We start from the raw sequence: 26139 nt of genomic DNA on the forward strand, positions 1-26139 counted from the left end.
CCGGTCGGCGTCTGTCCCCGGACCTGCCTCTACGTACCACGGCCCCGAAACCAGCGCTCTGGTTCGGGGCCGTAATGCGTCCGTGCTGAGCAGCGCACCGTGAACGCGATGCTGGTCGAGCTGCTGTCCAGCCTGGTGGGTGAGGCCCCCGACCCCGCCTTGTACGACGAGCACGCGGCGCCCAAGGAACGGTAACGATGCAGGCCCGGACCAGATGGTCCGGGCCTGCATCTGCGTGGGCCGACTGCCGAGCGACTACCCGACGCGGCGCGCCAAGGGTCGGCGGTCGACGGCAACCAGGGCAGCGTGGTGGCGGCGGGCGACTGAGTCCAATCTGAAGAACAGACCGGCTGGCGTGAAATGCGGGGGCGCCAGGTGGCGCTCGAGTGCGGGGAGGTAGTTCCATCGCAGGCTCGAGTGGGCGGAGTGCGCGTAGTGGTGCAGGTCGCCGTAGGGGAGCCAGGTGGAGGTGGCGAAGGCGGCGAGGAAGCGGCTGCGTGGGTAGAGGCGCAGGCAGCGGCCCGCCTCGACCTCTGCGGTGGTGCCGGTGCGGTGCTCGGGGTCGAACCAGGTGTGTTCGACGACCAGGGAGAGCCAGGCGAGCAGTGGGTAAAGCAGCAGCCGCGGGATCAGCCAGCCGAAGAGGGCTGCCGTCCATCCTGCCGTGAGGTAGGCGGCGGCCGGGACGCAGAAGAAGATCAGGAGGCGTCCGTACCGGCCGGCGTCAGGTCGTAGTGCGTTCACGAGTGCTGCGACGGTGGCGGTCAGACCGGCCGGGGTGAGCGGGTGGACCAGGGCGAGGGCGAACCGGCGGGGGCTGATGCCCGGGCGTAGTCCCGCGTCGGCCAGGTCGGCGAGGTTGGGGTCGGTGGCCTGGGTGGCGTGAGGGTGGTGGTCGCGCACGTGCCGTTGCTTGCGGACGGGAACGGGGACCAGGCCGAGTGGCAAGTGCGCGAAGACCTCGGCGAGGAGTGTGTTGGCCCGGCGGGTGCGGGCGAGGACCCCGTGGACGGCATGGTGGCTGATCTCCTGGAGATGCCGGAACTGCACGGCGATGCCGAGGGCGGCTGTCGTGGCGCCCAGTGGGCCCTGGCCGGCGAGTAGCCACCATCCGATGATCTGCACCCACTGCCCGGCTAGCAGCAGTGCGGGGGTGATGTCGTTGGCGCGGGCCCTTTGGAGGGCTATGAGCTCGCCCGCAGTGGCGGTGAGGGGCCGGTGTCGGGTGAAGTGGACGCGGTCGGCCTGGCGCAGGCCGATGCCGAGGGCGAGCAGGGATAAGGCGAGCAGCATCAAGTGGTCCCCGGAGGCAGGGGGTGGGCACCACCCCACCGACTGTCACACACCGTACATCTAGTGCACTAGTTATTGGGGGCCTTCCGTGCGCTGCACCGCACTACCCTTCTGATCCTCATCTCATAGGGGGAGCAGCTGCGTGCGCGCCTTGGAAGACATAAAGAACCAGGTGAGGTCTCTGACCTCCCGCCGCTACGTGGAAGAGGCAATCGCCGCGTACGGCGCGTCCGCGTACCGCTCCGCGCTGATGTCGACCTGGATCGCCGTGGCCGCGGACATCATCGGCAAGATCCGCCTGCTGGCGGACGAGGGGGAGGGCGCGGCCGTCAGCCTGCGTGATGCGCTGGACAAAGCGATAGCGTCCAACGATGTCCCCGCCTTGCAGAGGTTCGAGACGAGCCTGATCGCGAAAGCGCAAGCGGACCTGGAGCTGATCGGCCGGCGCGAGGCCGAGGAGCTCACCCGCCTCTACAAGGACCGGAACCTCTGCGCGCACCCGGCCTTCGTCGCCGGAGGTGAAGACCTCTTCGACCCGTCACCCGAGCTCGTACGAGCCCACCTGACGACCGCGGTAGACGCGCTGCTCTCCCAGCCGGCTGTCACCGGCCGTAAGGCGATCGAGAGGTTCGGGCTGGAAGTCGCCTCCGACTCATTCCCCCGCAACGACCAGCGACTCAACGACCACCTGCGGGCCGGATACATGGATCGCAGCACGAAGGCGCTGCGCGCCAACCTGATCAAGGTGATCTGCAAGGAAACCCTCAAGCCTGATCTCGACCTCCGCCACCGCTGGAGGTGCACACGAACCGCCCGCGAACTACAGAAGATCGCGCCCAGCGAGTTCGAGGAGCAGCTGCGCGGCGTTCTGGATACCCAGCAGAACGGGCTGACCGATGCCGGCCTCCTCGCCTTGGTCTCGGGTCTGTGCTACGTCCCGGGTACCTGGGACCTGCTCCACAAGGGGACCCAAGCACGCGTGGAGGAGCTGCTCCAGACGGTGACGCCGTTGGACCTCGTGGAGACGCACATGCTCTTCCACGGACCGCTGCCGCGTACTCCTGTGGATCAGATGCTGCTGAACCGGCTGGGGGATGTCACCAGGCCCGGCGCGTTGCGCAAGCTCGAAGCCGGTCTCCCCATTTTTCTGGGAGACGACCCGGATCGTCGGCTGATTGCCCCGCTGATCGACCTGACTGCGAAGGACAAGGGCGGTGGTTCATACGAAGCTGCTGCATCCGTACTGCGTTTCATCGTCCACATCGCAGCCGTGCTCACTGATGAAGACCTTGAGCAGCTGCTGGCTGCCTGCGGTGAGAACGACCAGATCAGGCATGGCCAGCTGGCGTACAAGCAGCTCCATGCACTTCGTTGGGCCGGCCCGCAGACCCCGCGCGCCGCATCGGCCTGGGCGAAGTGGTTCGGTGAGGAGGACCCGGCCGACTCGCAGGCAGCTGCAGCGCAGTAGCCGACCGCGGACCCAGATCACGAGAAATTCGAAAGGCGGCCCCTCATCATGAAGGGCCGCCTCTAGACAGCAGGATTGAGCTGCAGCGCCTACAGGGCGGCGACGGCGGTGCTGATGCGGTCCTCGTCCCAGGTGCCGCCGTCGAGCTGGGGGCGGGCTGCGGCTTCGTACGCCTGGAGGATGCGGGGCGCGGAGTCGGCGCCGTGGCCCCAGACGGATTCGAAGCGGCCGGTCCAGCGTCCAATGCCCTTGAAGTACACGCTGGAGCGGCCGCGGTTGTAGTCGGCGTCGCCCTGCTCTTCTTCGACGAGGGCGGCGGCCTGGGCGAAGACGACGACGTCGACGGCCTGGTCCGCGCGCAGCCGGTCGCGGACGGCGAGACCGCAGGTGACACCGAGGTCTCGGTGCTGGCCGACGAGGTCGAGCAGGGAGCGGGCGAAGTCCTGCTTCGCGAGGTCGGAGGCGTAGACGATGAAGAGCCTGTTGATGGCGCCGCCGGCCTCGGTGAAGCGGCGGTTGGCGGCGATGTACTCGCGACGCCCGGTGAGCAGCGTCGGGTTGGTGGTCAGGTCGGCGGCCAGGATCCGCTGGGGCTGGGCCTGCGACTCCGTGACCGTGTTGACGAGCAGGGTGGACAGGCGCGGGACTTCGGAGGCGTACACGCGCAGGTGGCCGTCGGCGATCTCGCCGTAGTCGGAGATCAGCTCTGCCTCGAGCTGGGAGCGGACCCGGTCGTAGTACTGGGCGTCATCCATGGCCCGAAGGTTAGTGACCCGGCGCAGGTGGATGAAGGTCTTTCGCATCCAGTAGTGGCCGGCGACCAGGACGAGGATGAGCGCGGCCTGGATGATGAGGAGCAGTTTCAGGTTGACCTTGTCGGCGGCCCAGCCGATGACGGGGACGACGAGGCCGGCGATGCCGACTGCGGCTCCGAGCGCGGGTGAACCCAGGGCTGCGGTGGCCCGGCTGATCGGGCTCGGGCGTACGTCGGACATCCCTGTTCCTCCCCCATGTCGGCCTGGTCAGGCCGTGGAAGCCATGATTCACGAGGGGCTGCGCCGGGTCCAAGGATTCGGCGGATTCGTCTGCGCCATCGGCCTGTTCATCGCGGCCGACGGCTGACGGTCGATGGTGCTGTGGTCATGTCAGTGCTTCGGCTTACGGTTCGTGCCCATGACGCGTCGTACACGTTTTCTAGTCGATGAGCACCCGGTCATCGCTGCTCAGTGGCATCCGACGCTCAACGAGGACTTGGTCCTAGCGGTGATCGGTCCGGGTTCCCACAAGGCCCCCTTCTGGCTGTGCGAGGCGGGGCATGTCTGGAAGGCGCAGGTGCACTCCCGTGTCGCCGGCTCTGGTTGTCCTCAGTGCGCGGGGTACGTGCCGAAGGGGCAGAGCAGCCTGGCGGAGCGGGCGCCGCACCTGCTGGCCGAGTGGCACCCGCGCAACGAGCTGTCCCCGGACGGCCTCGGTCCGGGGTCTCAGCGAAAGGTGTGGTGGCAGTGTCCGGACGGCCACGAGTACCAGGCCCGGATAGCCAACCGCAGCCGCGGCACCGGCTGTCCAGAGTGCGCGCGGGCAGGACGAACCTCCGAACCGGTGCTGCTCGCCGACCTGCCCGAACTCCTTAGACAGGTCGACCCCGACACCGACGGCGCCTCCGAGGCGTCGCAGCTGCTGTCGAACGCACGCGAACGCCTGGGATGGATCTGCCCGCAAGGCCACCGGTGGCAAGCCCGGGTCCGGCACCGCGCGATATCCGGCTCGGGCTGTCCGCAGTGCGCAGGCAAGCGCCGCAGCCCCGCTCTTCGCGCCGCCCACCCGGACCTTGCCGCCGAGTGGCATCCGACCCGCAACACGGGTCTGGACTTGGCCGCTGTCACCGCAGGTTCTCACCGCGTCGTCTGGTGGCAGTGCTGCAGCTGCGGGGCCGAGTACCGGGCCAAGGTGTTTCACCGCGTCCGCGGTCTCGCACGATGCCCTGGTTGCTCGGAGCGTGTCCGCTACCAGGACCTGGCCACCGAGAGCCCCCAGGTCGCCGCGCTGTGGCATCCCGACCTCAACGGCACGCTCACCCCCGCCCAGGTCAAGGCCGGGGCCAACATCACCGTGTGGTGGCTCTGCCCAGCCGGCCACGAGCCGTGGTCGGCGCACGTCGCGCAGGTCTATCTCGGCTACCAGGAATGCCCGAGGTGCCGAAAGCACACGTATGCCTCACGCCAGGAGATCGCGCTCTTCGCCGAACTGGAGCACGTACTGACCGGCGGGGAACAGCAGTACCCGCTGCGGACCACGCTCGCCAGGTACCGGCTGGACATGGTCTTCCCCGCCGATGAGGGTCGCAGGGTCGTGGTGGAGTTCGATGGCTCCTACTGGCATCGCGACACCGCCGCCCGTGATCGGCGGAAGGCTGACGACATTGAAGAGCACCAGGAGGGCTGGATGGTGGTGAGGGTCCGGGAGGACCCGCTGGAGCTGCTCCGACCCAGCGACGTGGCTCTCCCGTTTCTCGCGGACCCGTTCACCGCGGCCAGCGTGGTTCTCGACCACCTGATGGCACAGCTGCCCTGGCCGGCCGCCACACGCGCCCGGGCCCGCGCGTACACCGCCGGGGGCCGGGCCCTCGGTCAGGAACTGGCGAAACGGCTGATCTCCGAACGCCGCCCCGCCGGATCCCCGCCCGCCTCGGTGCCGCTCCCGCGTCCCAGCCTGATCGGCGCCGAGGCCGTCCAGCAGCAGCTCTGGTGACACCTGCGAACGCGGGGAGCGGTCAGGACCTGGGCCCGGCGGAGGCGAGGGGGATGTCGTAGTCGATGTCCCACCGGTCGGCGGGAAGGAGAAGGTCCGCAGTCTCCACGGGCCGGTCGCCGTCGTCGTAGAAGGTGCGCTCGATCAGCAGGGCGAGAGAGCCGGCGGGGATGTTGAGCCGCTGCGCCTGGTCGCGGTCGGCTTGGACGGGGCGCGGCCGCTCCACGGTGCGCACGACGGCGATGCCCAGGTGGGCCATGCGGTCGATGACGCTGCGGCCGCCGAGCGGGCCGCCGTCGGGCAAAACAACGGCGGACTGGCCAGTGATGGCCATCGGCTCCCAGCTGGTGGAGGTCATCACCGGGCGGCGGCCGGTGTCGAGGAACTCGTACTCGGTCCGCACGCACAGGTCGCCGGCCGTGATGCCGAGGCGTGCGGCGATGGCCGCGGGGGCGGGCACTTTGGCGGTGCTCTGGGCGTCCCAGGTGGAGATGCCAGCGGGAGCGAGGCTTGCGCTGGGGTGGCCGGGTGCCGGGCTGCGCAGCATGTGCAGGCGTTCCTGGGGCGCGAGGACGTAGGTACCGGAGCCGGGCCGGCCCTCCAAGAGGCCCTCGCTGATGAGGAGCTCCTGGGCCTTCCTGATCACGTTGTCGCCACCGCCGAACTCGGCTCCGAGCTCGGCACGCGAAGGCAGGCGGTGACCGGGCGGCCAGGTGCCGTCGGTGATGCGCGCCCGGAAGGCGTCGGCGACGCGCTGGTAGAGGGCTGGGGTGCTGCCGGCCATGGTTCTCCCTCGCCCGCTGTGGTGCTGACTGCTGGTCAGTGCACTTCGATCTGCACTTTGAATTGCACGTGCAGTTTGACAAATCTAGTGCACTAGATAAAAACTAGTGCACTAGAAATACCCTGGGTGAAACTGTTTCGGCTGACGGGTGAGTGACCGTGACCAGCGCACAGCACAGCGACACCGTCCAGCACGCTGTCGCCCAACTCGCCGAGCTCACCGGCACCCAGCCGCACGTCACGGAAGACCAGAGCGGCTTATCCATCCAGGCAGACGTCACCCCCGCGCTGACCGGCCAGTGGCAGCGCTTGGTCGACGTCCTCGAATTAGGCACCTCCTACGGCATGACCACCACCGCAGCCGGCCAGCTGGTCTGGCTGCGCTTCGAGTCGGGAGACCAGCCCCGCCCATGACCACCCTCATCGACATCCCCTTCGCCAAGGGGCACGGCACTGGCAACGACTTCGTCATCCTGGACGACCCCGCCGACAGCCTCGGGCTCACCTCCGCCAACGTGGTCCAGCTCTGCGACCGCCGCCTGGGGATAGGTGCCGACGGACTGCTGCGCGCCGTACGCACCACCGCCGTTGTCGAAGCCCGCTCGATGGCAGGGCAAGCCGAGTGGTTCATGGACTACCGCAACGCCGACGGCTCCCTCGGCGCGATGTGCGGCAACGGCGCCCGCCTCCTGGCGCGCTACCTCGTCGCCGCCGGACATTGCCCGCCAGGCCGCCTTACCCTCGCCACCCGCGCGGGCCTGCGTCATCTCCATGTCCACGCCGGACACGACGACCTGGAAGGCGAGGTCAGTGTCCACATGGGCCGCCCGACCCTCCCCGGGCCGGAGCGCATCACCGTGAGCATGGGGCAGGGGAGCTGGCCAGCGCTCCATGTTGACGTCGGGAACCCGCACGCTGTCGTCTTTGTCGACGACCTTGCTGAAGCCGGTGACCTCATGGTTGCCCCGTCGGTGACACCGGCCAGCGCTTACCCCCACGGCGTGACGGTGGAGTTCGTCCGCGACCTCGGCTCCAACCATCTGGTACTCCGGGTTCACGAACGGGGCGTCGGTGAAACTCCCTCCTGCGGGACCGGCGCCTGCGCTGCCGTCACCGCCGCCCTCCACCACGGCCCCCAGCGCGGCGGTCCCGTCCGGTACACCGTCGACGCTGCCGGCGGCCGCCTCCTCGTTGACGTCACCGCTGATGGATCGATGATCCTGACCGGACCCGCCCACATCACCGCCCGGGGCACTGTCCGTCTGGCCGCTACCTCATCGGCTGCCGCCGCAGCCTGACCATCTCGCCCCAGACGGACGTTAGTGCGAGGGCTGGGCGGCTAGACCGGGGCGCCGGTCCGCTGGGCGAAGCGGCGCAGGCCCGGCATGTCGGGGTTGGATGTCAGCAGCTCGGCGGTGATGGCGCGGACCTTGGGTCGGGTGGCTTCTTCGGGGGCGTACTGGGCCAGGACCCGCAGGGTGCGGAAGGCTTTCTCGGGTTCGTCGAGGCTCTGCCAGACGCGGGCGACGTCCATGCACATCCGGCCTCGGCGTTCGGCGTTTGGCAGCCGGCGGGGGTCGAGTTTCGCGGCGTAGGTGAGGGCCTGGTCGTCCTGGCCGAGCGCGTGGTGGACCGAGATGCGGAACACGCGGGTCTGGTCCTCGCCGAAGACTCCGGGGATGTAGAGCCGCTGGGCGGCAGTCTCCTGGCGCTTGGCCGTCTCCTCGGCCTCGCCGATGAACTCCATGGCCGGCCCTCGCCATCCGGCCTGGGCAGCGGAGTAGGAGGCGGTCAGCAAGAGGGTGCCGCGCATCGCGAGTTCTTCCGGCCGCTGGCCGAGCCGGGCGGCGGCCTGCTGCAGGTGGTCGATGGATGCCTGATAGTCGCCGCTGCGGCGCATGGTGACGCCCATGGAGTGCGCGGCCTCGCCCATCACCACCGGGTTGCCTGTCAGTTCGGCCTGCATACGGGCCCGTTCGGCGGCGACCCAGGCCATGCCCTGGTAGTTCTTGATGGCGAGCTGTGCGAGCAGCACGTAGGCGCGGGCTGCGATGTCGTGCGCGTTCGAGGCCAGGGAGCCGGAGATCAGGCCCGGCAGGGTCCGGCCGAGCTGGGCGTACTGCGCCTCGTGGAAGACGGTGCGGGCCGTGGTGAGCGCGGCGGCCAGGGACTCGCGGGTGGCCGGGCGAGCGTCTGGGAGCCGGAACAGGCTCCGCTCGACAAGCTCCTTCGGGTCGACGGGGGACGCAGCGGCCGGGGTGGGGAGCACAGCGCCGAGGCCGACCCCGAGGCCCAGGCCGAGCATGGTTCGGCGGTGCAGCACGTCATCTCCTTCGCGTCCAACATCGTCAGCGGCCAGGCCCAGCACACCACATAACGCGTCGAGTGCGGCGTTGTCCGGGAGGATCCGGTCCGCTTCCACCCTGGACACCCACGACGCGGAGTAGCCCACCTGATCGCCCACGGCGCCTTGCGAGAGCCTGCGGCCCGTACGGGCCCGTCTCAGCACGCTCCCCAGCGTTTCGCCCATGCACAGAGTGTGCCGATCCACGCACATCCTGTGCAGCCCTTCGGCCGGACATACCTCGCACGGGCCTGCGGGAGTTGACTCGATGACAGCCGCCCGGGGAACGCGGACCTCAACTAGTCCGCCCTGGGGCCCTGGGCGGCACCCAAGGACTCACCGACGACCGAGAGGGGCACCGCCATGAGCACCGCCACCGTCGAGCGGACCGAGCTCGCCCGCTTCCTGACCATCGCCGGCCAGCGCCACCGGGCCGGGTACAAACTGCCCGAGATGTTCTCCGGCGCCATCGACGCCTTCTGGCACGAACAGCTCGACGCCCCCACCTACGACGCGTTCTCCACCGAGCACGCGGGCGCGGTAGTCGGCCACAACCCGACCTCCGGGTCCGGCGCAATCGAGTGGGTGGCCGCGTACGAGGAGGCGTACGGTCCGCTCCCGGCGGTCTGGTTCACCGACGAGCGCGGCCGCCTCGACGGCGAGGCGTTCGCGGCGTACCGGGAGAGCGGCCGGGTCGAGGCGTCGTGGAACTGCGGGCCCGAGTTCGCCGAGGAGACCGCGGAGTGACCAGCACCGCGCCCATGGAGCCCTCGCCCGCCCGGGCGGGGGCTTTGCGCGTCGCCACCGGCCGCACCAGCACTCCCGTCTTCGCCGGGTACGTGGAGGCCACCACCGCGCACTGCCCGTACCTCGGCCCGTCCGTGAGGAACGGGCTCACGTACTGGACGACGTACGACATCGCGCCGGGCGCCGAGCTGTTCGACATCGAGGGCGCCCTCTTCGCAGCCGCGGCCGTCTGCGCCGAGCGGGTGCGGATTCTGTCCAAAGGGCAGCGCGGGCACCTGGTGTGCGAGAACCTGGTCGTGCGCGGGGCCTCACGCCGTCACCTGGACTGGCCACACTGGGCCCTGAAGAACCTCTACGGACCCGTCGGGCTGATGTTCGGCAAGTTCTGGGAGGGCGAGGAAGACACCAGCCGCCTCGGCGCCGACCTCCCCGTTCCCCCAGTCACGTTCCTGTCGATCCGGCCCGCCGTGCGGCCGCGCGACCCGCAGTTCCTGCACAACACGCCCGTACTGGCCGACACCGTCCGCGAGGCCCAGGACGACGGCCGCAACGTCTTCGACGGCCTGGACCGCGACTGGGCCACGGTCCGCTCCTGGGCCGCCAGACTGCCGAAACCCTCGAAGGAGAGCACCCCTTGAGCACTCCCTCCCCCATCCCGGCCGCCGCGCAGGCCGCCACCGCCGAGCACTGCGGCCGCGACCTGGTCCTCACCGAGGTCACCGACCGGCGCGGCTCCGCCGTCTGGAAGGCCGCCGGCCCCGAGGGCACCGCCGCCCTGAAGGTTGGCCGCGGCGACGGCGTCGAGGTCACCGCCCGCGAGGCCGCCGCTCTCGCAGCCCTGGAGGTGGACTACTTCGTGGGTGGCGGCGTCACCCACGGCGCGGCCTGGCTGCTGACCGACTGGCTCGAAGGACCCTCGACATGGGAAGTCTTCGCGCCCGTCCGTGCTGGTGGTGCCGACCGGCAGCACGCCCTGGCCGCAGCCGCAGACCTGTGCTCTGCCGTCGCTGTCCTCCACGCGGCCGGCTGGGTGCACGCCGACCTCCAGCCCTCCCACGGCATCCACACACCGGATGGGGTCAAGCTCATCGACCTCGCCTGGGCCTGGCGGCCTGGCTGGGACCAGGGCAATAACTTCAACGGCGGCATGACGCACCTGCTCTCGCCCGAGCTCGCGGCCGCCATCATCACCGGGGACAAGCCCGTCGTCGTCACCCCGGCCGCCGATGTCTACGCGCTCGCTGGAACCCTCTGGGCCTGCGCCACTGGCACATGGCCGCTGGACTACCAGGCCGCCGCGATCGACCCGCAGACCTGCACACCCCACGAGCTCCGCCAGCACATCGCCACCGGCCGCGTTCCCGTCCCGGCCAACCTGCCCTGGCCTGAACTCCAGGAGGTCCTGCTGCCCGTGCTCCTGGACGACCCAGCCAACCGGCCCACCGCCGGGGAACTCGGCAAGGCGCTGGAGGCCCTGTCCGCGGAAGATCGGTGACGGCCCCGCCGCCCTTTCCCCGCGCCGGATCAGGGCCCGCCCTTCAATGGGTGCTGCGGTTGATCAACCCTTACCCGCAGGCTCATAGGCCGCATCGACGGCGGCGTCCTGGTGGCCATAGCCGGACAGCAGCAGCGCTGTGGCCTCCTTGCGGATCTCACTGGCGGTGCTCTGAGCGACATCTAGCCGCTCCATGACCGTGGTCAGCGGCACGGCCTCGTGATCGATCTTGTCGACCGGCGTGTCCGGTTGTGCGGCCAGCAGCATGCGCGCCACCCGGCGTGCCGAGCGCTGACGCGGGGTGAGCCGGGCATAGTCATCGGCGGCCTCAGCTGCAGCCTCGGCATGTGCGGCGTCCGCCCTCAGTTGGGCGGTGGCCAGGTCCAGGCGTGCGGCCGTGTGGTCCGCTCGTTCGGCAAGGCAGGCGTAGACGCGTGCGACGTCAGCCAAGGCACGGGCGGCAGCACGGTCACCCTGGGTCCAGGCAACGTACGCCTGGCGGGCCAAGGCGCGGGCGGTTCCTGCGTCGTCGCAGGCAGGTTCTCCTGAGGCCGGACGCCCGCCAACGTGCATCGCGTCACCAGGGTCAGTCGGGGACGGAACCCGGATGACTTGAGGGCCTGAGTCGGGGGGGTACATACCTCACCAACGATCCCGTCCGGGATGAGTGTCGGAGGAAGCCGTGTGCTGCCGGTCAGTACCAGTTCATCGGCGACCAGGGCCCAGGAACTGCCGGCCGCTCGGTCCGGCGCTCCACTTTCAGTGAGAAGCGCTCATCCTTTGCTGCGACCCCCGGCTCCCTGGGCAAGCACCCCGTGGACTGCGCGCCGTGCGAGGCCCCCGACGGCCACCCGCTCCTGGCGGACCTGCCGCGCTTCCACGTCCGCGGCCCGGCCGAGAAGCTCTTCGAGGAGGCGTACGACTGGGCCCGGCCCATGACCGACGCCGAGTGCACCCTGCGCCACCTCGTCGGCCTGGACGTCAACATGGCCTTCGCCGCGGGCGCCAACGGCCTGCCCGTCGGCCTGGGTGCGCCCACGCACGTCAAGAACCCGGTCTTCGACCCGAAGATGCCCGGCAGCTGGCTGGTGGACCTGAGCCACGTCGACATGTCGAAGGTGAAGGTCGGCAAGGACTGGGTGCAGCTGGACGGCAGCCTGCTGCCCTCCCCGTTCACTCCGAAGGGCGAGGCCCCGACGGGGCCGGCCTGGTACGCGACGCCGACGGTGGCGTACGCGGTGGAGCTCGGCTACGACGTCGCGCCGACCGAGGCGTACGTCCGGTACGACAACGGCCGCTACCTGGACGGCTGGTACAACCGCCTGCGCGACGCCTACCTCGCCACCATGGCCGACCTCGGCGTCGACGCCGACCTGTCGCCGGAGGACTTCCTGGCAGCGATGGACGGCTACAAGGGCCGCGACCCGCAGATGGCGATCGTCGCCTCGGCCATCAAGGCGACCGTCAAGGGCGGCCTGGGGAAGCTGCGCGAGCGGCCCCGGGGCGAGGGCTGGCGGCCGGGCGAGCCGTGGCGGGCGCTGGCCCGCCCGACGTGGCGGCCGGACATCCGCGCGGCGGTCATCTCCCGTACCCGGATCAACCTGCACCGCAAGATCGTCAAGCACGCGGCGTTCACCGGGCAGTACCCGATCGCGATCCTGTCCGACTGCGTTGTCTACGCCGCAGGCGGCGAAACCCCGCTGGACTTCCTGCCACACCGGGAGGGCAAGCCGCTCCCGGGCGGGTTCAAGCTCGGGGTCAACCCCGGCCTGGTCAAGTGGGAGGGCACCCAGAGCGTGCTGTGGGGCGAGGAGGTCCGTGAGCGGTTCAACGCCCCGGAGCTCAACCTCGCCCGTTACATCAAGGACGGCAACGTCACCGACGACGACAACGGCGAGTAGGGGAGCGGACAGGCGATGGCCAAGGAGTTCGGGGACGGCCTGGACCAGGCGGTGCAGAAGGCGTTCACCCGCCCCGCGCCCAAGGGCGCGGGCACGCAGATGCGGTACCTGGTCAAGCAGCTCAAGGGCACGAAGTCGGCCGCCGAAGTGCTCGGGATCTCCCAGCGGCAGGTGGAGCGGTACGTGGCGGGCAAGGCCAAGAAGCCGCGGGCCGACCTCGCCGCGCGCCTGGAGCGCGAGGTGAAGAAGCGCTGGCAGCCGCAGATCCGGGCCAAGGCCCGGGAGAAGGCGGCGACCACCGGCGGCATCGTCATCGACGTCCACGCCCGCCTTGGGTACGCCGGGGCGCCGATCGACACGACGGACGAGGACCGCATCCGGCACCTGACCGTCGCCCTGCCCCCGCAGCACGCCGCCCGGCTCTTCGACGCCCAGCAGCAGGGAGCAAGCGAGAACACGCTGCGCCAGCTCACCGCCGAGGCCCTCAAGGAGGTCTACTTCCAGGACGGCGGCCGCCGCGCCGGCTCCCTCGAGGAAGTCGAGATCAACGACGTGCTGGACCTGGAGTTCGACCTGTAGGGCCGTACCCCGAACGAGAGCGAGCCCGGACCGACGGTCCGGGCTCGCTCCGTTTCCCGCGGTCACGCAGGGGACGTGTGTCCGATGCTGCGCGCGGGGCCGGCACCACGGCGGTCGGCTGCGCGGCCGCGAGCGCCCGGTCGACGAACTCCCGCACCAGCATCGCGGCCTCCATCACCGTGACGGTCTTCGTCCACCGTGCGTCGTGCCACCAGCAGGACAGATCGAAGCGGTACGCGCCGTGGTCGAGTTCGACGTCTTCGAACCACGGCTCACGCCTGCAGCGGCGAGAACGGATGACGTGGCGCTCGGTCGCCTCCAGATGCATCCGGGCGAGGGCGGCGTGGTAGCGGCCGGGCAGGGTGCGCCGCTCCAGGCAGCCGCGGCACTCCAGCAGGTGCAGCGCGGAGCCTTCCTTGTCCCGCAGGAAGGAGTGGGCGGTGCTCTTCCCCTCGTAGGTGTTGCAGCTGGCGCACAGCGGGCCGCGCACGTAGCCGTGGTCGCGGCAGTGGTCCCAGACCGAGGCCCGGGTCTCCGCGCACATGCGGCACAGGTAGCCGTCGGCGCGGGTGCTGCGCGTGCGGGCCGACGCGTAGAGCACACCGCGCAGGTGACCGGTGTACCGCTGGAAGGTGGCGCCCGAGCACGGCGGGCACAGGGTGACGTAGCCGAGCGGGCCTGGTGTGCGCCAGGCGCCCGACCGGGGGCCCTGGGCACGGCAGCGGCTGCAGATCCGGGCCCGGCCGACGAGTTCCTCTGTCACCTGTTCCCAGCGGTCGAGCAGGTCGGCGTAGGCCCTCGGCAGGAAGAGGCCGCTTTCCGAGCTGGTCATCAACTCCAGCGGCCTCGTGTTGCCGATGCTGCACCGGCTCCCGCTGGACGCCGTGATGAACTCCTTCCAGCTCAGCTCGCCCGGCAGCCCGCCGGCGCCGATGCGCTGCCAGCTGTCGTCCCATTCTTCGTACGGCCGCTCCTGCCGGTGCTTGTTCCGGGCGTCCCAGTACATCCAGGAGGCGATCCGCCCCCGCCAGTCGGCCCGGCCCCAATCCTCCGGGTCCTGGTCGTCGCGCTCGCAGTAGGGCGGCACCTGGACCTCGACGATGTCGCCGGGGTCCAGAACGAAGTCGGCGAACACCTGGGCGGCGCGGCAGATGTCGCGTTCGTCGTAGGTCCACTTCGACCTGAACTTGTAGCAGCGGACCGCGATGTCGCCGAGGACGACGTGGCCGTGCTCGCGCAGCCACGCCATGCTCACGAGGTCGTCCAGGTCGAGCGGGACGGCGGATCCGGCGGCGATCTCCGCGAAGTATGTGCGGGCGAGCCTGGGGCTGATCTGGGCATGCCTGGATGGTGACAGCGGGCTCTGACAGCGCCAGCTCAGCTCCCGCACACCTGAACGGATCGTCGTACGACCGTTTGAGGACAGGGCGGGGCATGTTGACCGATGCCGTCCCGGCGGGCAGGCAAATGGGTGATGATGACGCGGTGAGTCTGGATCTGAGCAACTACGAGCTGACCTGGCCCGTATCTCTGTTCGTGTCCGAAGGTGAGCGCATCATCGCGTCGAACGGATCGTCCTGGACGGACCGCGCCGAATGGCTCATGACCGAGGCCCTGTCGGGGTCGACGGCCGTGGCGGACTTCGACGAGATGCCGAACCACAACGAGGTAGATCCCTGGGCCGGCACGGCCTCAGGATGGGGCCGGTCCACGCCCGCGGTAATGACGAAGCACGAATGGTTCTCCGAGCTCATCAGCCGTGCCTCGGAGATCCGGCCCGCAGCCGCGCCCAGGCCGTATTGGCCGCAGCGGCAGGGCCGGGGCCTTTCCACCGACGGCAGCACCGCGCGCGATGCCCGACGCGACTTCGCCAGGATCATCGGCGACTTCGTAGACAACGGCTACCTGGTCGAGCACTTCGGCGAGGAGTGCATCGACGACCCGAACGCGCTGCCCGACGCCTCCGCCCTGATCGAACGACGCCTTGGCATTCCGAGCCTGTGGCCCCTGGCCCCGGAGACCTGGGACGAAGACACCTTCTACGGCCTGATCGAGGTCCTCCACGACCTCGTCAGCCGCCCCCGGATGCGGCGCTACCACCCGTATAACAGCTGCGGCTGGCATCACTCGGAGTTCCACAACGGGCCGGCCCGCACCCTGTACCGGGCGAAGGTCAACGAGCTCCTCGAAGCGGCCGGCATCCACTACGCGCTCGCCATGGAGGGGGAAGACCTCGGGCGCCTGGTTGCCGTCACCGACGACGCCCGCAGCCAGCTCGTGCACCGCGCCATCAACGACAGCCCACCCGACGTCACCGCTGGCGTCCGCCACGCCATCGCGCTCTACCGGAGCCGGGACGCCTCTCCCGAGAGCAAGCGGTCGGCCATCTTCAACCTGGGCCGCGTCCTCGAAGAGCGCCGCGCCCTGATCAAGGACCAGCTCGGCAAGGACGAGGGCGCCCTCTTCGAGATCGCCAACCGCTTCGACCTTCGTCACCGCCGGGCCGACCAGCGCGGTGAGTACGACGAGGCGTTCCTCGACTGGATCTTCTGGTGGTACTTGGGCACCGTGGAGCTCACCAACGAGCTGATCAGGGCAAGGAGCAGCGCAGATGGCTGACGGTTCAGGCTCGGACCGGGACGTCACCTACCGGGCGCCAGTCGGCTGCGTGGACCTTCGGGCATTCGACGATGAGGGCAACGCGTACGCGACGCGAACGGCAAGTGGCAGACAGGGATAGATCTCCAGCATTGTGACGCTACTGGGGCCTGTCCGGACGATCACGTGACCACTTCCCGCCCGGCTCGCCCGGCAGGTCGAGGAACCGCTGTAGACGGGGGTCGCGCAGCGCTTCGGCCACAAGCGTCTCGGGGAGCTCGCACCGGCGGGCGAGTTCCGAGCTGCCCAGCCGGTCGACGACCTGTCGGTGGTCCACCTCCTGGAAACTTGCGATTTCGCTCACCGCGCGTTGCACCCGGTCCACCGCCGCACCAGGGGCGCGTCTCGGTGGCATGAACAGCTGCCTGTCCTCGCTCGTGGTGTACCTCCCTGCCAGCAGTTCCCGGGTCGCGACCCATTGGAGCCATGGCTGCGAGGGGCGGAGGAAAGCGGCCACCCGTTCTGCGGGGCTGCCTGCTAGAAGGACCCGGCTATCCTCAGCATCGGCGGGCAGCAGGCAGTGCCGGTAAGACGTCGCGAGCATGGGCGGCCACCGTACCTCCGGCAGTTCCCGGGCCCGTCCTGGCAGCCGCGTGGCCGCGGCAAGCACATCCGGGTGCGCTGTCCGCAGCCGCCCCTCCAGCCTCCTGATGACGTCGCTGTAGGCCACCCAAGAGCTCTTCAGGAGGGTGTGCTGCGGCTCCCTGTGTAGCGCGAGGATGGCCAGCATGGGGTTGGCCTTCTCCTCATGGTTCAGGTCGAGTATTGAGTTCGGCGAGGGCGGAACGCCATCCCGCAGCCCGGCTAGCGAGGCCTCCACGGCCAGCGCGGTGGGATCCGTCGGCTCCCAGGGCTCGAAGAGCGGCACCATATGAACTGAGATCCCGCGGGCATCCGGGCCGAAGGGGGTGTTCGGTACGAACACAAGGGTCTGCCAGCCTGGGCAGAGCCAGATGGTCTGGTCGGTCGGCCCGGATTCGGCCCACGCCGCGGACCCTTCTTCCGTGCCGCGGTCGGTGCGTAGGACGTAGGCTCCAGGAGCCAAACGCCCGCCCCAGCCGAGGGTGCCGGAATCGGCGATGGTCCAGTCCACGCCGGGTGGGGAGACTTGCCGCAGATCCGCGTTGAGCAGGCGCACCCGGTCGGCGTCGGCGTACGCGGAGGAGGATGGGCTGTCGCGAAGTGTTCGCAGGACCAGTACGGCACCCGACTCCTCTTGGGAGCGGTACCCGACATTGGTGCTCAGGTGATGGGCTAGTGCTCCGTGGGTCTCGTTCATCGTGCGGGTGCCGTATACCGGGGCGCCACCGGCGAACTCGACCGAGAGGTCCCGCCTTTCATCCGCGCCGGGGGCCAGCATGATCAGCTGAGTCTCCTCCGTGACGCCCACCCTGCCCTGGATCCGGTAGACCCCAGGCGCCAGCATCACGTCGAGACTCCCCTCCGTGGCCCGGACCAACTTCAGCGTGCTGTCGAACACGCTGAGCAGCTCAGTCGGGACACGGCTGTCCAACCGCAGCCTCGCCGTGGCGGAGTTCTCAAAGTTTGACGGCATAGGTGTCTCCGACAGCCATGAACAGCCCCCGGCCTTGGAACGGAGTCCCGTCGTATGTGCCAGGAAGTACGACCCCGTACGCCCCCGGCGGTAGCGACAGCGACCAGGGCCCCGCCGCCGGATCATGCGACGCACGCGTACCGTCCTGGAGCAGTAGCTCCACCGGACCGCCGGTCCAGCCTTGCGGGAAGTGGAGGGTCACACTGCAGGCCTCAAGGGCAGTGCCGAAGACGATGGGGCGGCCGGGGTCGGAGGGCATCTGCGAGCGCTGCGGAAACGGCTTCCCTTGAGTCGCCTCCTCCAAAGCGGGGGCAACGTACTCGGCGAGGGTGACTGCGGTGACGGCCCCGTGGGCGGGGTCCTTGCGCGCCTGTCGCAGCCCCGCCACGAGGGCGCGTGTGAAGTATCCACGGCGCTCGTCGGGCGGAATGGTTTCCTCTGTTTCCTCGTAGGCGAGGTTGCCTTCGCCCGCCGCGTAGCCCACCAGGGTGTGTACCTCGGCTGTCGGATTGGCACAGAGGTCGAAGCCCACGATCGACGGCTCGACCAACCGGAGGTGCTGACGGCAGCAGTCGGCGAACACAACCAGCTCGCGAACGACTCCGCACCTGCGGTACCACTTGACATAGTTACTGAGTTCGAGGTTTTCGTACCGGCCCGCCCGGGCGTCCGCGAGCAGCAGTGCCGTCTCGCCCCCGCCGGGCATGATCCCGTGGCCAGCCACATAGATGTAGAGGCGGGTCTGCTTCCAGGGCTCCGGACACCCGGCCGCGGCTGCCGCCTGGACCGCCGCCGTGACCGTGTCGTTGATCTCTTCAAGTGCATTGTCGATCTCACGCTTGATGGGCCTGGCGTCGTAGGCCTCGGTGGCAAGAGCTGCGGCGGCCGACGTCGTGATCAGCGTGACCTGGCCCTGGGGAACCTGCCCCCCTGTGGGGTGGACCAGCCAATCGCGGAACATCTGTGCGTCCTGCACTGGCGCTGCGAGGTCTCCGATGCCGGGGTACCGCCTTATCCCGATGACCAGAGCGAAGTGAAGGCTGTTCATCAGTAGCCTCGGAGCATGGTGGCGATGCTTTCGAGTACCTGCCGATCCTCGTCGAAGGTGGTGTGGCTCGTGGCTCCGGCGGCTCGGCCGGGGGCAGCGCCGTCGCCGCTGGGTGAGAGGACCACTCGTTCGTCAGTCAAGTACTGCTGGCCGGCCGCCAGACCGGCGATGTTCTGGTATTTGCTGTCTCTGTAGACGGCTTCCCGGTAGCGGGCCATGCCCACCAGGGGTGCCCATTCGGAACCTCCAGCCGTACTCCGTTCGAGGACTCCGGAGATGAGGTGGAGCAGGGAGCGCGGGTAGAGCGCCCCGACGAGACGATCGGCCTCTTCCGTCTCACGGTCCATAGTGAACATCCGCAGGTCCGAGATAAGGCTCTCGCCCTTGTCTAGGGCCGCCGCGAAGTTTTCGTACGTACAAGCCGGCGCCAGGAACACAACCTGGACGCGGGCATCGTCGGGCCAGGGCCGGTCGTTCTCGGCGCGGCGGCGGGCAATCTCCCCGAGCAGGTGGTTGATGTAGATGGCGCCCGTGCTGTGCCCGACCAGGGTGATCCGGGGAGAGGCTCCTGCCGCGTGGGCGTCGCGGAGGGCATCGCTCAGCTCGTCCAGCAGGGCCCGGCCGAAGCGGTCGGTACCCTCCTCGAAGGTGTCCTGGGTCTCCTTCTTCATGGCAGACCAGATCGCGCCACCAGCGTTGGCGAGGTAGAACTCGCGCAGCAGCTCCTCGACGACAGTGCAATAGACCCCGTGGTCCTTCTCGTCGCGGAAGCGCTTGAGAACCCGCCGTAGCACGCTCGCGCACTTCAGAGCGAGGCCGACCAGGGTGAGAAGTCCGCGCGTTCCGTTTTCGTCTACGGGCTCCAGAGCATCAGGGTCCATTAAACTGACGCCGGACACGCTTCTGCGGACGACGATTCCTCGTGCGCCTTCGACAACGGACTCCGGGTGCCGAGCCGCCAGGATCGCATCCAGATCGGCCCGCAGGTCCTGGTCCTCCGTGATGGAAAGCACAAGCTCGTCCTCTTCGAGCCTGGTGACCTCCAGGTCGGCTCGGTCGGCTGGGGCGACGGTGGCGGCGAACGGCTCCATCTCCCTGTCGCGTCGGGCAAGTTCGCTGTCGACCTCATCGTCCATGGGCAGCGTGATACCGCCCACGGCGCGCTCGCCAGCCTCCTGCCTCAGCTTGCCGACGGTGAACTGTATGACCCACTTGAGCATGCGCTGGAAGACGTCCTCGTTGAAAATTTCCTTGAGGTTGCCGCGCATGATCTCCAGCAGCCCGCTGCGCCAGACGACGAGCACGGGGTGGGCGCCCGTCTTGGTGTATTCGTCAGTCAGTCGAAGGGCGTTGCGGGTGCCGCCCTCCTCATTGACGAGGCCGCCGTGCAGATGAATTACGATGCACTGCCCGGCTTTGACCGCGTCGCCGATTTGCTTCACCGGGGCGGACTTCGTCCGGTCCAGCTGCCCGTCGCGGCCCGTCGTATAGATATACGCACTCTTAGACATGGCGGACCTCCGCGGTGGGGGTGCGCGTGTGTCCTTCCATGATCTCACCGGCGGTGCTGGCCCGCCTGTCGGCCACGTCAGACTGGGGGGAGCCCTGGCGCGGGCAATCAGAGCTGCACAGAGCTCCGGAGAGGCCTGCTGAGACCCAGGCGGCCTGCACGGCTTGGGCAGCAGACTGCGGACGGCAAACTGGCGGCCATGTCGCCTGCCACGGACCTGACTGCCACCGTCGCCCAAAAGCTCCGCGTCACTCTCAAGCAGGGGCAGGAACGACTCGACGCGATGCTCCGACGCCTGGGAGCCGAGAGCCTGAACAACGAGGACCTTGACCTCGAAGGTTCGATGGTCCACGACTCGGATCCAGAACATGGTGAGAGCTGATTGCAGGACTTAGTAGGCGCACGCTTACGCTGCCTCCACACTCCGGCAACACGCCGGAACTTGACACGGAAAGGGAGTGGCACGCCGTCGGGTGCCCGCAGTTCAAGGAACTGATCGAAGACTAGACGGGGACCGCCTGCCGCCCTACGCCGTTGTGCGCGGCCCGCTCGGGCTTCAGTCCTCGCCGTCGAAGCCACGGTCGAAGCCCTTGAGGACCGGGTCGAGTTCGGCCGCAGCTCCGCACAGCGAACACAGCCTCGTCCCCGGGTGCTGCGCCACGTCCAGGGCGTGCTCCAGGGTAAGCACCGGCGCCCCGGCTGGCGCCTCCGCGCAATCGACGGCATGGACGGTGCCCCGGCCGGGCCCGCGGCCGCCGGCCTTCGCCAGCACCCAGCCAGACGGGCGGCGCGGCCCCAGCTCCCGCTCCACGACCGACGGCTGCTCCAGGTACTCGACGGGCACGTCGTCGTACGAGACGCCGTCCAGGGGCCGTACGTGCTGCGGCGCGCGCACCCAGACCCGGTACTCGGCCGGCTCCACCGTGTCCCCGGGACCGTTCCGGTACGCGGGCAGGCCCACCTCGTACAGCCAGCCGTCGCGGACCTGGCGCTTGGACCACAGGCGTCCGACGACGTCCTGGTCCCCAGGCAGCAGAACCCGGATAGGGACCGGAACCGGCTCGGAGGGGGCGGAGGACGACGTCATGCCTCCACCGTAGGCGCCGACCCCGACAGAACCCGCACTGACCTGCACGAACGCGGACTCTGTCCACAGGCCCGGTCCCACACCCTGCGGTTATGACGATCAATGACGCACAGCAGCCGGCCCCGGGCCGCGGCACGGTCCTGGCGGCCCTCGCGCGGGCGGAGCGGAAGGTCTTCACCCGGCCCGCGCCGAAATCCGCAAAGGCCCAGATCAAATTCCTCCTCACGCGGGCGAAGGGCTCGACCAGGACCCTGGCGGAGCGTCTGGGCGTCTCCCGCCGCACGGTGGAGCGCTACCGCGCCGGGACCCTGACGACCCCGCAGAAGAGGCTCCAGGCCGCCCTGGTGGAGGAGACCGAATCCGAGTGGCAACCGCAGGTCAGGGCCCAGGTCCGCGAACAGGCGTCCACCACCAGCGGCATGATGGTGGACGTCACGGCGTACTTCGGATTCGTCGGCAAGGGCAGCTCGGACGACGGCCGCGAGCGCTCCATCACCACGGACATCTCACCCACCTACGCCAAGCAGATCCTGGAGCTGCAGGCAGCCGGAGCGACGGAGGAGGACCTCCATCCGCTCGTCGCCGAGGCCATCACCGAGTCCTATTTCACGGAATGGGGCACCCGAGCCAAGGGCCTGCGTGCGGATTTCACACACGTTGTGTCCATAGAATTCCGGTTCTGACACGACCGAATTCCGGGGCTGCTATAAACCGTATTCGTGAGCCGAAGCACGATAGCTGTCACCAAGGCAGGCTTGTTGTCACCAAGATCCTCGGCGCGTGGTGGTGGCGGTCACCGTTCATGTCCTGTCGCAGTCCAGCTGGCGGATTCGCACCCGGTCTCATCCGAGCTGCCACGTTCCGCTGAGTGAGCTGACCGCGTCCTGGCACGGACGGCGGCTGCGCCGCCGCCTTGCTAGCCGCGGGACCAGCGCCCGGGCCAGTACCAGAACCTCGCGTAACGCGGCCGCCGGTTTCCGGCGGGTGGGCAAACTGGCGGTTGCGGCCTCCTTGCGTGTGGCGGTTGCCCTACGGTGAACTCCGCAGCGTTATCAATGAGGTTGAGGGGTGGTTGATGGTGTCGGAGCCGTGGGCGGAGCTGGGTGAGGCGGTCGGTGCGATCCGTGCTCAGTTGCAGCAGGCCATGGAGGAGGGTGCCGGCAAGGCATTGGCGTTCCGTGCGGGGCCGGTGGAGCTGGAGTTCAGCGTCGAGGTCCGCAAGGAGGCCGGGGCCACGGCGAAGGTGTTCGTGCTGCCGTGGTCGGCGGAGGCCCGTGGTACGGCCGGCTCCGGCATGGTTCACCGGATCAAGCTCACGCTGCAGCCGGTCGATGATGCGGGCGTGGACGCGCGCATCCACGCCCAGGCCGCACAGCGGCCCTTGTGAGCGACGCAGCCGTCGGGCTCACTGACCGTAAGGGGTAGGGATGGATCAGGCCCGGGTCGTTGAGGTATGGGCTCCCGGCGCCGGGCAGGCGGGCACCGGGCGGGTAGGTACGGGGTATCTACTGACCGCCCGTCTGGTGCTGACGTCCTACCACGTGGTGCAGGACGTGGCGCCGGGCGGGCGGGTCGAGGTCCGGCCTCTGGAAGTCCCGCAGCGCACCGGGTGGCTGGCAGCGGCGTGGTGTTGGCCGCACGAGCCGGTAGACCTGGATGCCGCACCGAACCATGATGCTGCGTTGCTGGTGATCGACGGCCCGGACCGGGCGTGCCCATCGGCCGGGGCGGTCCGCTTCGGGCGGATCACCGGCCAGGACAAGGTCCCCTGCATGGGATTGGGCTTCCCCGACGCAGAGGCACGTCCCGGCAGCCGACGCGACACCATGCCGGTGCGCGGCCACGTGGACGCCCTGCACGCGCGCAGATCGGGAATGCTGACCGTGCACGTCGACGAGGGTGTCGTGCCCCGCCGCCTCGCCGGCGAGTCGGGCTGGGCGGGCAGTTCGGGCACGGCGGTGTTCTGCGGGTCCCTGCTCGTCGGGGTACTGGCCACCGATCGCCCTGTCGCGCAGGACGCCAGTGTGCTGGGAGCGGTCCCCATGACGGCCCTGGCCGAGCTGCCGGGCTTCCGTGAAACCCTGGCCGCGCATGGGGTCGGCCTGCGGCTGGAACACGCCAGTCCGGCAGCCCGGCATCTGGCGGACTATCTGGCCGCTGCGCACCGCGCCGCCAGCGAGCACCCCTATGCCGGTGTCCTGCCTGGCGCCGCGCCCCCGCTGGCCACGGTCTACCTGCGTCAGGAAGTCCGCCGACTGGATAACGACGCTGCCGACAGCGACCGCGAAGCCCATGCCGCCGTCACCGCGAGGGCAACGGGAGCCGACGTTGTCCTAGCCGACCCGCCGACCTGTGTGGTTGTGGCCGGGCCGGGGGGCGGCAAGTCCAGCCTGCTGCGCACCCGTATGGCCGAGGGCGCCGCACGCTTTCTCAACGGCTCCGGCGGAGCGGCCCTCCCGATCCTGGTTCCCGCCGCCGCCCTGACCGCTGAACTGCCCCTGCAGCGCGCACTGGCAAAAGCCGTGACAGCCGCTCTCACCCACCACGGTCTGCGCGACGGCATCCCTCCGGAGCTTTTCGCTGCCGCCCCACAGCCGGGCATGCGCTGGCTGGTACTCATCGACGGGTTGGACGAGGTCACCGACCCGGCGGCGCGTTACCGAGTCCTGACGAGGATCGCCAGCGTCTCCGACGGCGACGACAAGGACCTGTACCGGTTCGTGATCGCCACCCGCCCCTTGCCGGACGGCACACTGGACACGCTCGGCGCCGACGTGCCTCGTTACTACCTTCAGCCCTTCAGCGACGACGACCTGCCGCAGGTTGCCAGCGGCTGGTTCCGGGCCGCAGGCCTGCCGGACCCTGACGCTGCCGCCGAGGGCTTCGTCCTGGCACTGGACCGCAGCCGCCTTTTGGCGCTCGCCCGGGTACCGCTTATGGCCGCGATGCTCTGCCAGCTCCACGCCGCCGCCCCCGAGCAGCCCCTGCCCGCCGGACGCGCGGGCATCTACGACAGCTTCACCACATTGCTGCACAAACGCCACTACACCGCCGACGCGTCAGGCAGCCCCTCCCGCCTGCTCGCAGGTGTGGACCGCTACGGACCCGCCGCCTCCGCACAGGCCGAGATCATCCTGGACCAGCTCGAGGACATCACCGGCCATCTCGCAGCCGAACGTCAACAGGCCGGAAACAGCCGGCCCGCCGTGGACATCGTGCAGTCCCACCCCAGTGCCAAGCGGCCGGACCGGGTACCCGCCGACGACTGGAACGCGTTCCTCAGCACTGCTCTGCGCGGCAGCGGCCAGCTTATCGCCCAAGCCGGCGACCTCGTCTTCCTCCACCAGACCATTCAGGAACACCTCGCCGCCCGCCACCTCATGAACAACCGGCGCACCGGAGCCCAAGTCCTCCGCCGTGTCTTTCACGAGCCATACAGATACTGGCCCTCCGACCGCGGACTCGGCATCGCGCCGCGAATATGGGGGAGTAGGTACTGGATGCCCCCGCGTGAGAATCCCTCCTACGTCGGGTTCCTCCTCGACGCCGCACACCACAGCGGCCTCACCGCAGGCCGCCGGTACCTCAGCCGTCTGGCCCGCTCCGGACTCGAAGGCTGCGACTTCATCATCGAGCTCGCCAACCTGGGTACCGCTCTCCCGGACGAGACCATCCGCTTCACCGCGAACCGCCTGTATCGCCTCGCCCAAAACACTCTCCTGGAGGGCGACGACCGCGTGGACGCCGCTGAGTCTCTGGCGGAACTCGGCGACCCGCGTGCCGCCGACCTCCTTCATGGTCTGGCTCACGACACCACCCTGGAGAGCGACGACCGTATGCAGGCCGCCGAGGCCCTGGCCGAATTCGGCGACCCCCGCGCCGCTGACCCTCTCTACGCCTTTGCCCACGACACCACCCTGAACTGGGGCGGCCGCGTGGACGCCGCTGGGTCTCTGGCGGAACTCGGCGACCCACGTGCCGCCGACCTCCTTCATGGTCTGGCTCACGACACCACCCTGGAAAGGCGCTACCGCGCGCAGGCCGCCGAGATCCTGGCAGAACTCGGCGACCCCCGCGCCGCTGGCCCAGCGCCGCCGTTGGGTCATTGAGCGGACGATGTCCTGGCTGTCCCGGCTGCTGGCGCCTGAGCCCCCGCTACGAGCGCAAAGCCAGCCGCTTCTACAACAACGCGGAGTGGGAACGCCTCGCCCAGCTGCTCGCCGACGGGGCGCGCATCGCCCAGCTGCTCGCTGCCGCCGGGCCGGGCACCGTCTACGACCCGGACGTCGACGACGTCGTCCAGGCCGAGCTCACCGCCGACGCCGCGGCGGCGGCCGCCCGGGAGGCCGAGCTGCGCGAAGCCGTCCGGATCGCAGCCCGCGCCAACCACCTCCAAGTGCTACGCGACCTCGGCACCCTGGACCAGGCCGAGCCAGCCGAGCGACGAAGCCGTACGCCCGCCGCGCGGGCGGCTACGTCCAGGCGGACGTCGACGCCTGGCTCGCCCACGCCCTGGGCACCTCGGGCACTACCGCGACCCGGCCGCCCACAAAGCCGTCGACAGCCTCCTGACCCCGCCGGTCCTCGCCCACGTCGCACTGCTCGGCGAACTCCTCCACCTGGTCCCCGGCGCCAGCGCCGGCGAGCTGGCGTTCGCGACCCGGCTCGCCGCAACCGAGCCCGAAGCCGTCGACGCACTCGCCACCTTCCTCACCCGCGCCCGCCCCGAGGCCCTCTGACCGGGCACCAGCCGGTGTCACGCTGACGGAGCGTGCGCGTGACACCGGCCGTCACGGCCACCCGGAATGCGCCACGCCGCCTCGAATACGTCCACTATGTCCGTTTCAGTTGTCCTCTGCCATCGGATCTTGCTCGTTTGCCATCGAAGCGTGATGACTACCGGTTTCGGGAAATCGAACCTTA

At 69.5% G+C, this 26139-nt stretch carries 25 protein-coding genes and 1 pseudogene; 15 read left to right on the forward strand and 11 right to left on the reverse strand.

The features are described 5' to 3' along the window. Positions 1-255 precede the first annotated feature (255 nt). Entirely contained in the window at positions 256-1293 is a 1038-nt protein-coding gene (locus tag IF09_RS0124170) for a fatty acid desaturase (RefSeq protein WP_030299046.1), read from the reverse strand. A gap of 142 nt (positions 1294-1435) precedes the next feature. On the opposite strand from IF09_RS0124170, the gene IF09_RS0124175 reads away from it, so the two are divergent. Further along, entirely contained in the window at positions 1436-2761 is a 1326-nt protein-coding gene (locus IF09_RS0124175) for a hypothetical protein (protein ID WP_030299048.1), read from the forward strand. Positions 2762-2850: 89 nt separating this feature from the next. On the opposite strand, the gene IF09_RS0124180 is transcribed toward IF09_RS0124175, so the two are convergent. Beyond that, entirely contained in the window at positions 2851-3756 is a 906-nt protein-coding gene (locus tag IF09_RS0124180; protein WP_051832816.1) for a hypothetical protein, read from the reverse strand. 178 nt (positions 3757-3934) lie between these two features. Here IF09_RS0124180 and IF09_RS47195 point away from each other — a divergent pair. Beyond that, positions 3935-4126, forward strand: a pseudogene (locus IF09_RS47195) (zinc-ribbon domain-containing protein); the annotation flags it as partial. A 15-nt stretch (positions 4127-4141) separates the two neighbouring features. Beyond that, complete coding sequence (locus IF09_RS41910) at positions 4142-5509, forward strand: zinc-ribbon domain-containing protein (protein WP_158710027.1); 1368 nt, start codon at positions 4142-4144, stop codon at positions 5507-5509. 22 nt (positions 5510-5531) lie between these two features. Here IF09_RS41910 and IF09_RS0124195 read toward each other — a convergent pair whose 3' ends face one another. After that, positions 5532-6293 carry a GntR family transcriptional regulator gene (locus tag IF09_RS0124195; protein WP_030299059.1) on the reverse strand — a complete coding sequence of 254 codons (762 nt, stop codon included), beginning with the start codon at positions 6291-6293 and terminating at the stop codon, positions 5532-5534. A gap of 158 nt (positions 6294-6451) precedes the next feature. Between IF09_RS0124195 and IF09_RS0124200 the strand changes: the two genes are divergently transcribed. Together IF09_RS0124200 and dapF are read left to right on the forward strand one after the other, a co-directional pair. Next, positions 6452-6706 carry a hypothetical protein gene (locus IF09_RS0124200; RefSeq protein WP_158710028.1) on the forward strand — a complete coding sequence of 85 codons (255 nt, stop codon included), beginning with the start codon at positions 6452-6454 and terminating at the stop codon, positions 6704-6706. Next, the gene (dapF, locus tag IF09_RS0124205; protein WP_030299063.1) at positions 6703-7590 is read left to right on the forward strand and encodes a diaminopimelate epimerase; all 888 of its coding nucleotides are present in this window, start codon (positions 6703-6705) and stop codon (positions 7588-7590) included. Before IF09_RS0124200 ends, dapF begins: the two co-directional genes overlap by 4 nt. A 41-nt stretch (positions 7591-7631) precedes the next feature. Here dapF and IF09_RS0124210 read toward each other — a convergent pair whose 3' ends face one another. Beyond that, positions 7632-8822: a helix-turn-helix domain-containing protein gene (locus tag IF09_RS0124210; RefSeq protein ID WP_030299065.1), complete on the reverse strand. Its 1191-nt coding sequence runs from the start codon at positions 8820-8822 to the stop codon at positions 7632-7634. Positions 8823-8999: 177 nt separating this feature from the next. Here IF09_RS0124210 and IF09_RS0124215 point away from each other — a divergent pair, with 177 nt between their 5' ends. Genes IF09_RS0124215 through IF09_RS0124225 form a run of 3 tightly spaced genes read left to right on the forward strand, consistent with a single transcriptional unit; the run spans position 9000 to position 10878 of the window. Further along, positions 9000-9383 carry a hypothetical protein gene (locus IF09_RS0124215; RefSeq protein ID WP_030299067.1) on the forward strand — a complete coding sequence of 128 codons (384 nt, stop codon included), beginning with the start codon at positions 9000-9002 and terminating at the stop codon, positions 9381-9383. Beyond that, a complete protein-coding gene (locus IF09_RS0124220) occupies positions 9380-10021 on the forward strand; it encodes a hypothetical protein (protein ID WP_063607417.1) in 642 nt (213 codons plus the stop codon). Before IF09_RS0124215 ends, IF09_RS0124220 begins: the two co-directional genes overlap by 4 nt. Next, complete coding sequence (locus IF09_RS0124225; RefSeq protein WP_030299070.1) at positions 10018-10878, forward strand: hypothetical protein; 861 nt, start codon at positions 10018-10020, stop codon at positions 10876-10878. Before IF09_RS0124220 ends, IF09_RS0124225 begins: the two co-directional genes overlap by 4 nt. A gap of 63 nt (positions 10879-10941) precedes the next feature. On the opposite strand, the gene IF09_RS0124230 is transcribed toward IF09_RS0124225, so the two are convergent. Further along, complete coding sequence (locus IF09_RS0124230; protein WP_030299072.1) at positions 10942-11385, reverse strand: hypothetical protein; 444 nt, start codon at positions 11383-11385, stop codon at positions 10942-10944. A gap of 200 nt (positions 11386-11585) precedes the next feature. On the opposite strand from IF09_RS0124230, the gene tap reads away from it, so the two are divergent. Both tap and tpg (IF09_RS0124240) read left to right on the forward strand, forming a co-directional pair. After that, positions 11586-12779 (forward strand): telomere-associated protein Tap, encoded by a 1194-nt coding sequence (gene tap / locus IF09_RS0124235; RefSeq protein ID WP_418953072.1) that lies wholly within the window; start codon positions 11586-11588, stop codon positions 12777-12779. A gap of 15 nt (positions 12780-12794) precedes the next feature. Beyond that, on the forward strand, positions 12795-13358 hold the full coding sequence (gene tpg / locus IF09_RS0124240; RefSeq protein WP_030299076.1) for a telomere-protecting terminal protein Tpg: 564 nt from the start codon (positions 12795-12797) through the stop codon (positions 13356-13358). Here the strand turns inward: tpg (IF09_RS0124240) and IF09_RS43270 are convergent. Beyond that, positions 13324-14748, reverse strand: a complete 1425-nt coding sequence (locus IF09_RS43270) for an endonuclease domain-containing protein (protein WP_234321126.1) — start codon at positions 14746-14748, stop codon at positions 13324-13326. The genes tpg (IF09_RS0124240) and IF09_RS43270 overlap by 35 nt on opposite strands. A gap of 95 nt (positions 14749-14843) precedes the next feature. On the opposite strand from IF09_RS43270, the gene IF09_RS0124250 reads away from it, so the two are divergent. Beyond that, on the forward strand, positions 14844-15977 hold the full coding sequence (locus IF09_RS0124250) for a hypothetical protein (RefSeq protein WP_324606861.1): 1134 nt from the start codon (positions 14844-14846) through the stop codon (positions 15975-15977). Between the two features lie 139 nt (positions 15978-16116). Here the strand turns inward: IF09_RS0124250 and IF09_RS0124255 are convergent, their stop codons facing one another. The 3 genes from IF09_RS0124255 to IF09_RS0124265 are packed head-to-tail and all read right to left on the reverse strand — an operon-like array spanning position 16117 to position 20130. Further along, a complete protein-coding gene (locus IF09_RS0124255; protein ID WP_158710029.1) occupies positions 16117-17496 on the reverse strand; it encodes a hypothetical protein in 1380 nt (459 codons plus the stop codon). A gap of 58 nt (positions 17497-17554) precedes the next feature. After that, complete coding sequence (locus tag IF09_RS0124260) at positions 17555-18619, reverse strand: caspase family protein (protein WP_030299084.1); 1065 nt, start codon at positions 18617-18619, stop codon at positions 17555-17557. Beyond that, positions 18619-20130, reverse strand: coding sequence for a hypothetical protein (locus tag IF09_RS0124265; protein WP_030299085.1), 1512 nt, complete (start codon positions 20128-20130; stop codon positions 18619-18621). Before IF09_RS0124265 ends, IF09_RS0124260 begins: the two co-directional genes overlap by 1 nt. Before the next feature lie 198 nt (positions 20131-20328). Between IF09_RS0124265 and IF09_RS0124270 the strand changes: the two genes are divergently transcribed. Next, on the forward strand, positions 20329-20511 hold the full coding sequence (locus IF09_RS0124270; protein ID WP_030299087.1) for a hypothetical protein: 183 nt from the start codon (positions 20329-20331) through the stop codon (positions 20509-20511). 174 nt (positions 20512-20685) lie between these two features. Here IF09_RS0124270 and IF09_RS0124275 read toward each other — a convergent pair whose 3' ends face one another. Continuing rightward, the gene (locus IF09_RS0124275; protein WP_030299088.1) at positions 20686-21216 is read right to left on the reverse strand and encodes a DUF6233 domain-containing protein; all 531 of its coding nucleotides are present in this window, start codon (positions 21214-21216) and stop codon (positions 20686-20688) included. Between the two features lie 92 nt (positions 21217-21308). On the opposite strand from IF09_RS0124275, the gene tpg (IF09_RS0124280) reads away from it, so the two are divergent. The 3 genes from tpg (IF09_RS0124280) (at position 21309) to IF09_RS0124290 (ending at position 25325) form a co-directional block, all read left to right on the forward strand. After that, the gene (gene tpg, locus IF09_RS0124280) at positions 21309-21899 is read left to right on the forward strand and encodes a telomere-protecting terminal protein Tpg (RefSeq protein WP_030299089.1); all 591 of its coding nucleotides are present in this window, start codon (positions 21309-21311) and stop codon (positions 21897-21899) included. 392 nt (positions 21900-22291) lie between these two features. Then, positions 22292-22603, forward strand: coding sequence for a trypco2 family protein (locus IF09_RS0124285; protein WP_030299091.1), 312 nt, complete (start codon positions 22292-22294; stop codon positions 22601-22603). A 40-nt stretch (positions 22604-22643) separates the two neighbouring features. Beyond that, complete coding sequence (locus tag IF09_RS0124290) at positions 22644-25325, forward strand: NACHT domain-containing protein (RefSeq protein WP_030299092.1); 2682 nt, start codon at positions 22644-22646, stop codon at positions 25323-25325. Positions 25326-25688: 363 nt separating this feature from the next. Here IF09_RS0124290 and IF09_RS45735 read toward each other — a convergent pair whose 3' ends face one another. Continuing rightward, on the reverse strand, positions 25689-25976 hold the full coding sequence (locus IF09_RS45735) for a hypothetical protein (protein ID WP_030299094.1): 288 nt from the start codon (positions 25974-25976) through the stop codon (positions 25689-25691). Positions 25977-26139 lie beyond the last annotated feature (163 nt).

Source organism: Streptomyces katrae (assembly GCF_000717655.1).
Classification (GTDB): Bacteria; Actinomycetota; Actinomycetes; order Streptomycetales; family Streptomycetaceae; genus Streptomyces; species Streptomyces katrae_B.

What these genes read in the sequence shown, in the direction of transcription:
- IF09_RS0124170 (WP_030299046.1), bottom strand. Translation starts at nt 1,293, where the DNA reads ATGCTGCTCGCCTTATCCCTGCTCGCCCTCGGCATCGGCCTGCGCCAG.
- IF09_RS0124180 (WP_051832816.1), bottom strand. Translation starts at nt 3,756, where the DNA reads ATGTCCGACGTACGCCCGAGCCCGATCAGCCGGGCCACCGCAGCCCTG.
- IF09_RS0124195 (WP_030299059.1), bottom strand. Translation starts at nt 6,293, where the DNA reads ATGGCCGGCAGCACCCCAGCCCTCTACCAGCGCGTCGCCGACGCCTTC.
- dapF (WP_030299063.1), top strand. Translation starts at nt 6,703, where the DNA reads ATGACCACCCTCATCGACATCCCCTTCGCCAAGGGGCACGGCACTGGC.
- IF09_RS0124210 (WP_030299065.1), bottom strand. Translation starts at nt 8,822, where the DNA reads ATGGGCGAAACGCTGGGGAGCGTGCTGAGACGGGCCCGTACGGGCCGC.
- IF09_RS0124215 (WP_030299067.1), top strand. Translation starts at nt 9,000, where the DNA reads ATGAGCACCGCCACCGTCGAGCGGACCGAGCTCGCCCGCTTCCTGACC.
- tpg (WP_030299076.1), top strand. Translation starts at nt 12,795, where the DNA reads ATGGCCAAGGAGTTCGGGGACGGCCTGGACCAGGCGGTGCAGAAGGCG.
- IF09_RS0124260 (WP_030299084.1), bottom strand. Translation starts at nt 18,619, where the DNA reads ATGAACAGCCTTCACTTCGCTCTGGTCATCGGGATAAGGCGGTACCCC.
- IF09_RS0124265 (WP_030299085.1), bottom strand. Translation starts at nt 20,130, where the DNA reads ATGTCTAAGAGTGCGTATATCTATACGACGGGCCGCGACGGGCAGCTG.
- IF09_RS0124270 (WP_030299087.1), top strand. Translation starts at nt 20,329, where the DNA reads ATGTCGCCTGCCACGGACCTGACTGCCACCGTCGCCCAAAAGCTCCGC.
- IF09_RS0124275 (WP_030299088.1), bottom strand. Translation starts at nt 21,216, where the DNA reads ATGACGTCGTCCTCCGCCCCCTCCGAGCCGGTTCCGGTCCCTATCCGG.
- tpg (WP_030299089.1), top strand. Translation starts at nt 21,309, where the DNA reads ATGACGATCAATGACGCACAGCAGCCGGCCCCGGGCCGCGGCACGGTC.
- IF09_RS0124285 (WP_030299091.1), top strand. Translation starts at nt 22,292, where the DNA reads ATGGTGTCGGAGCCGTGGGCGGAGCTGGGTGAGGCGGTCGGTGCGATC.
- IF09_RS0124290 (WP_030299092.1), top strand. Translation starts at nt 22,644, where the DNA reads ATGGATCAGGCCCGGGTCGTTGAGGTATGGGCTCCCGGCGCCGGGCAG.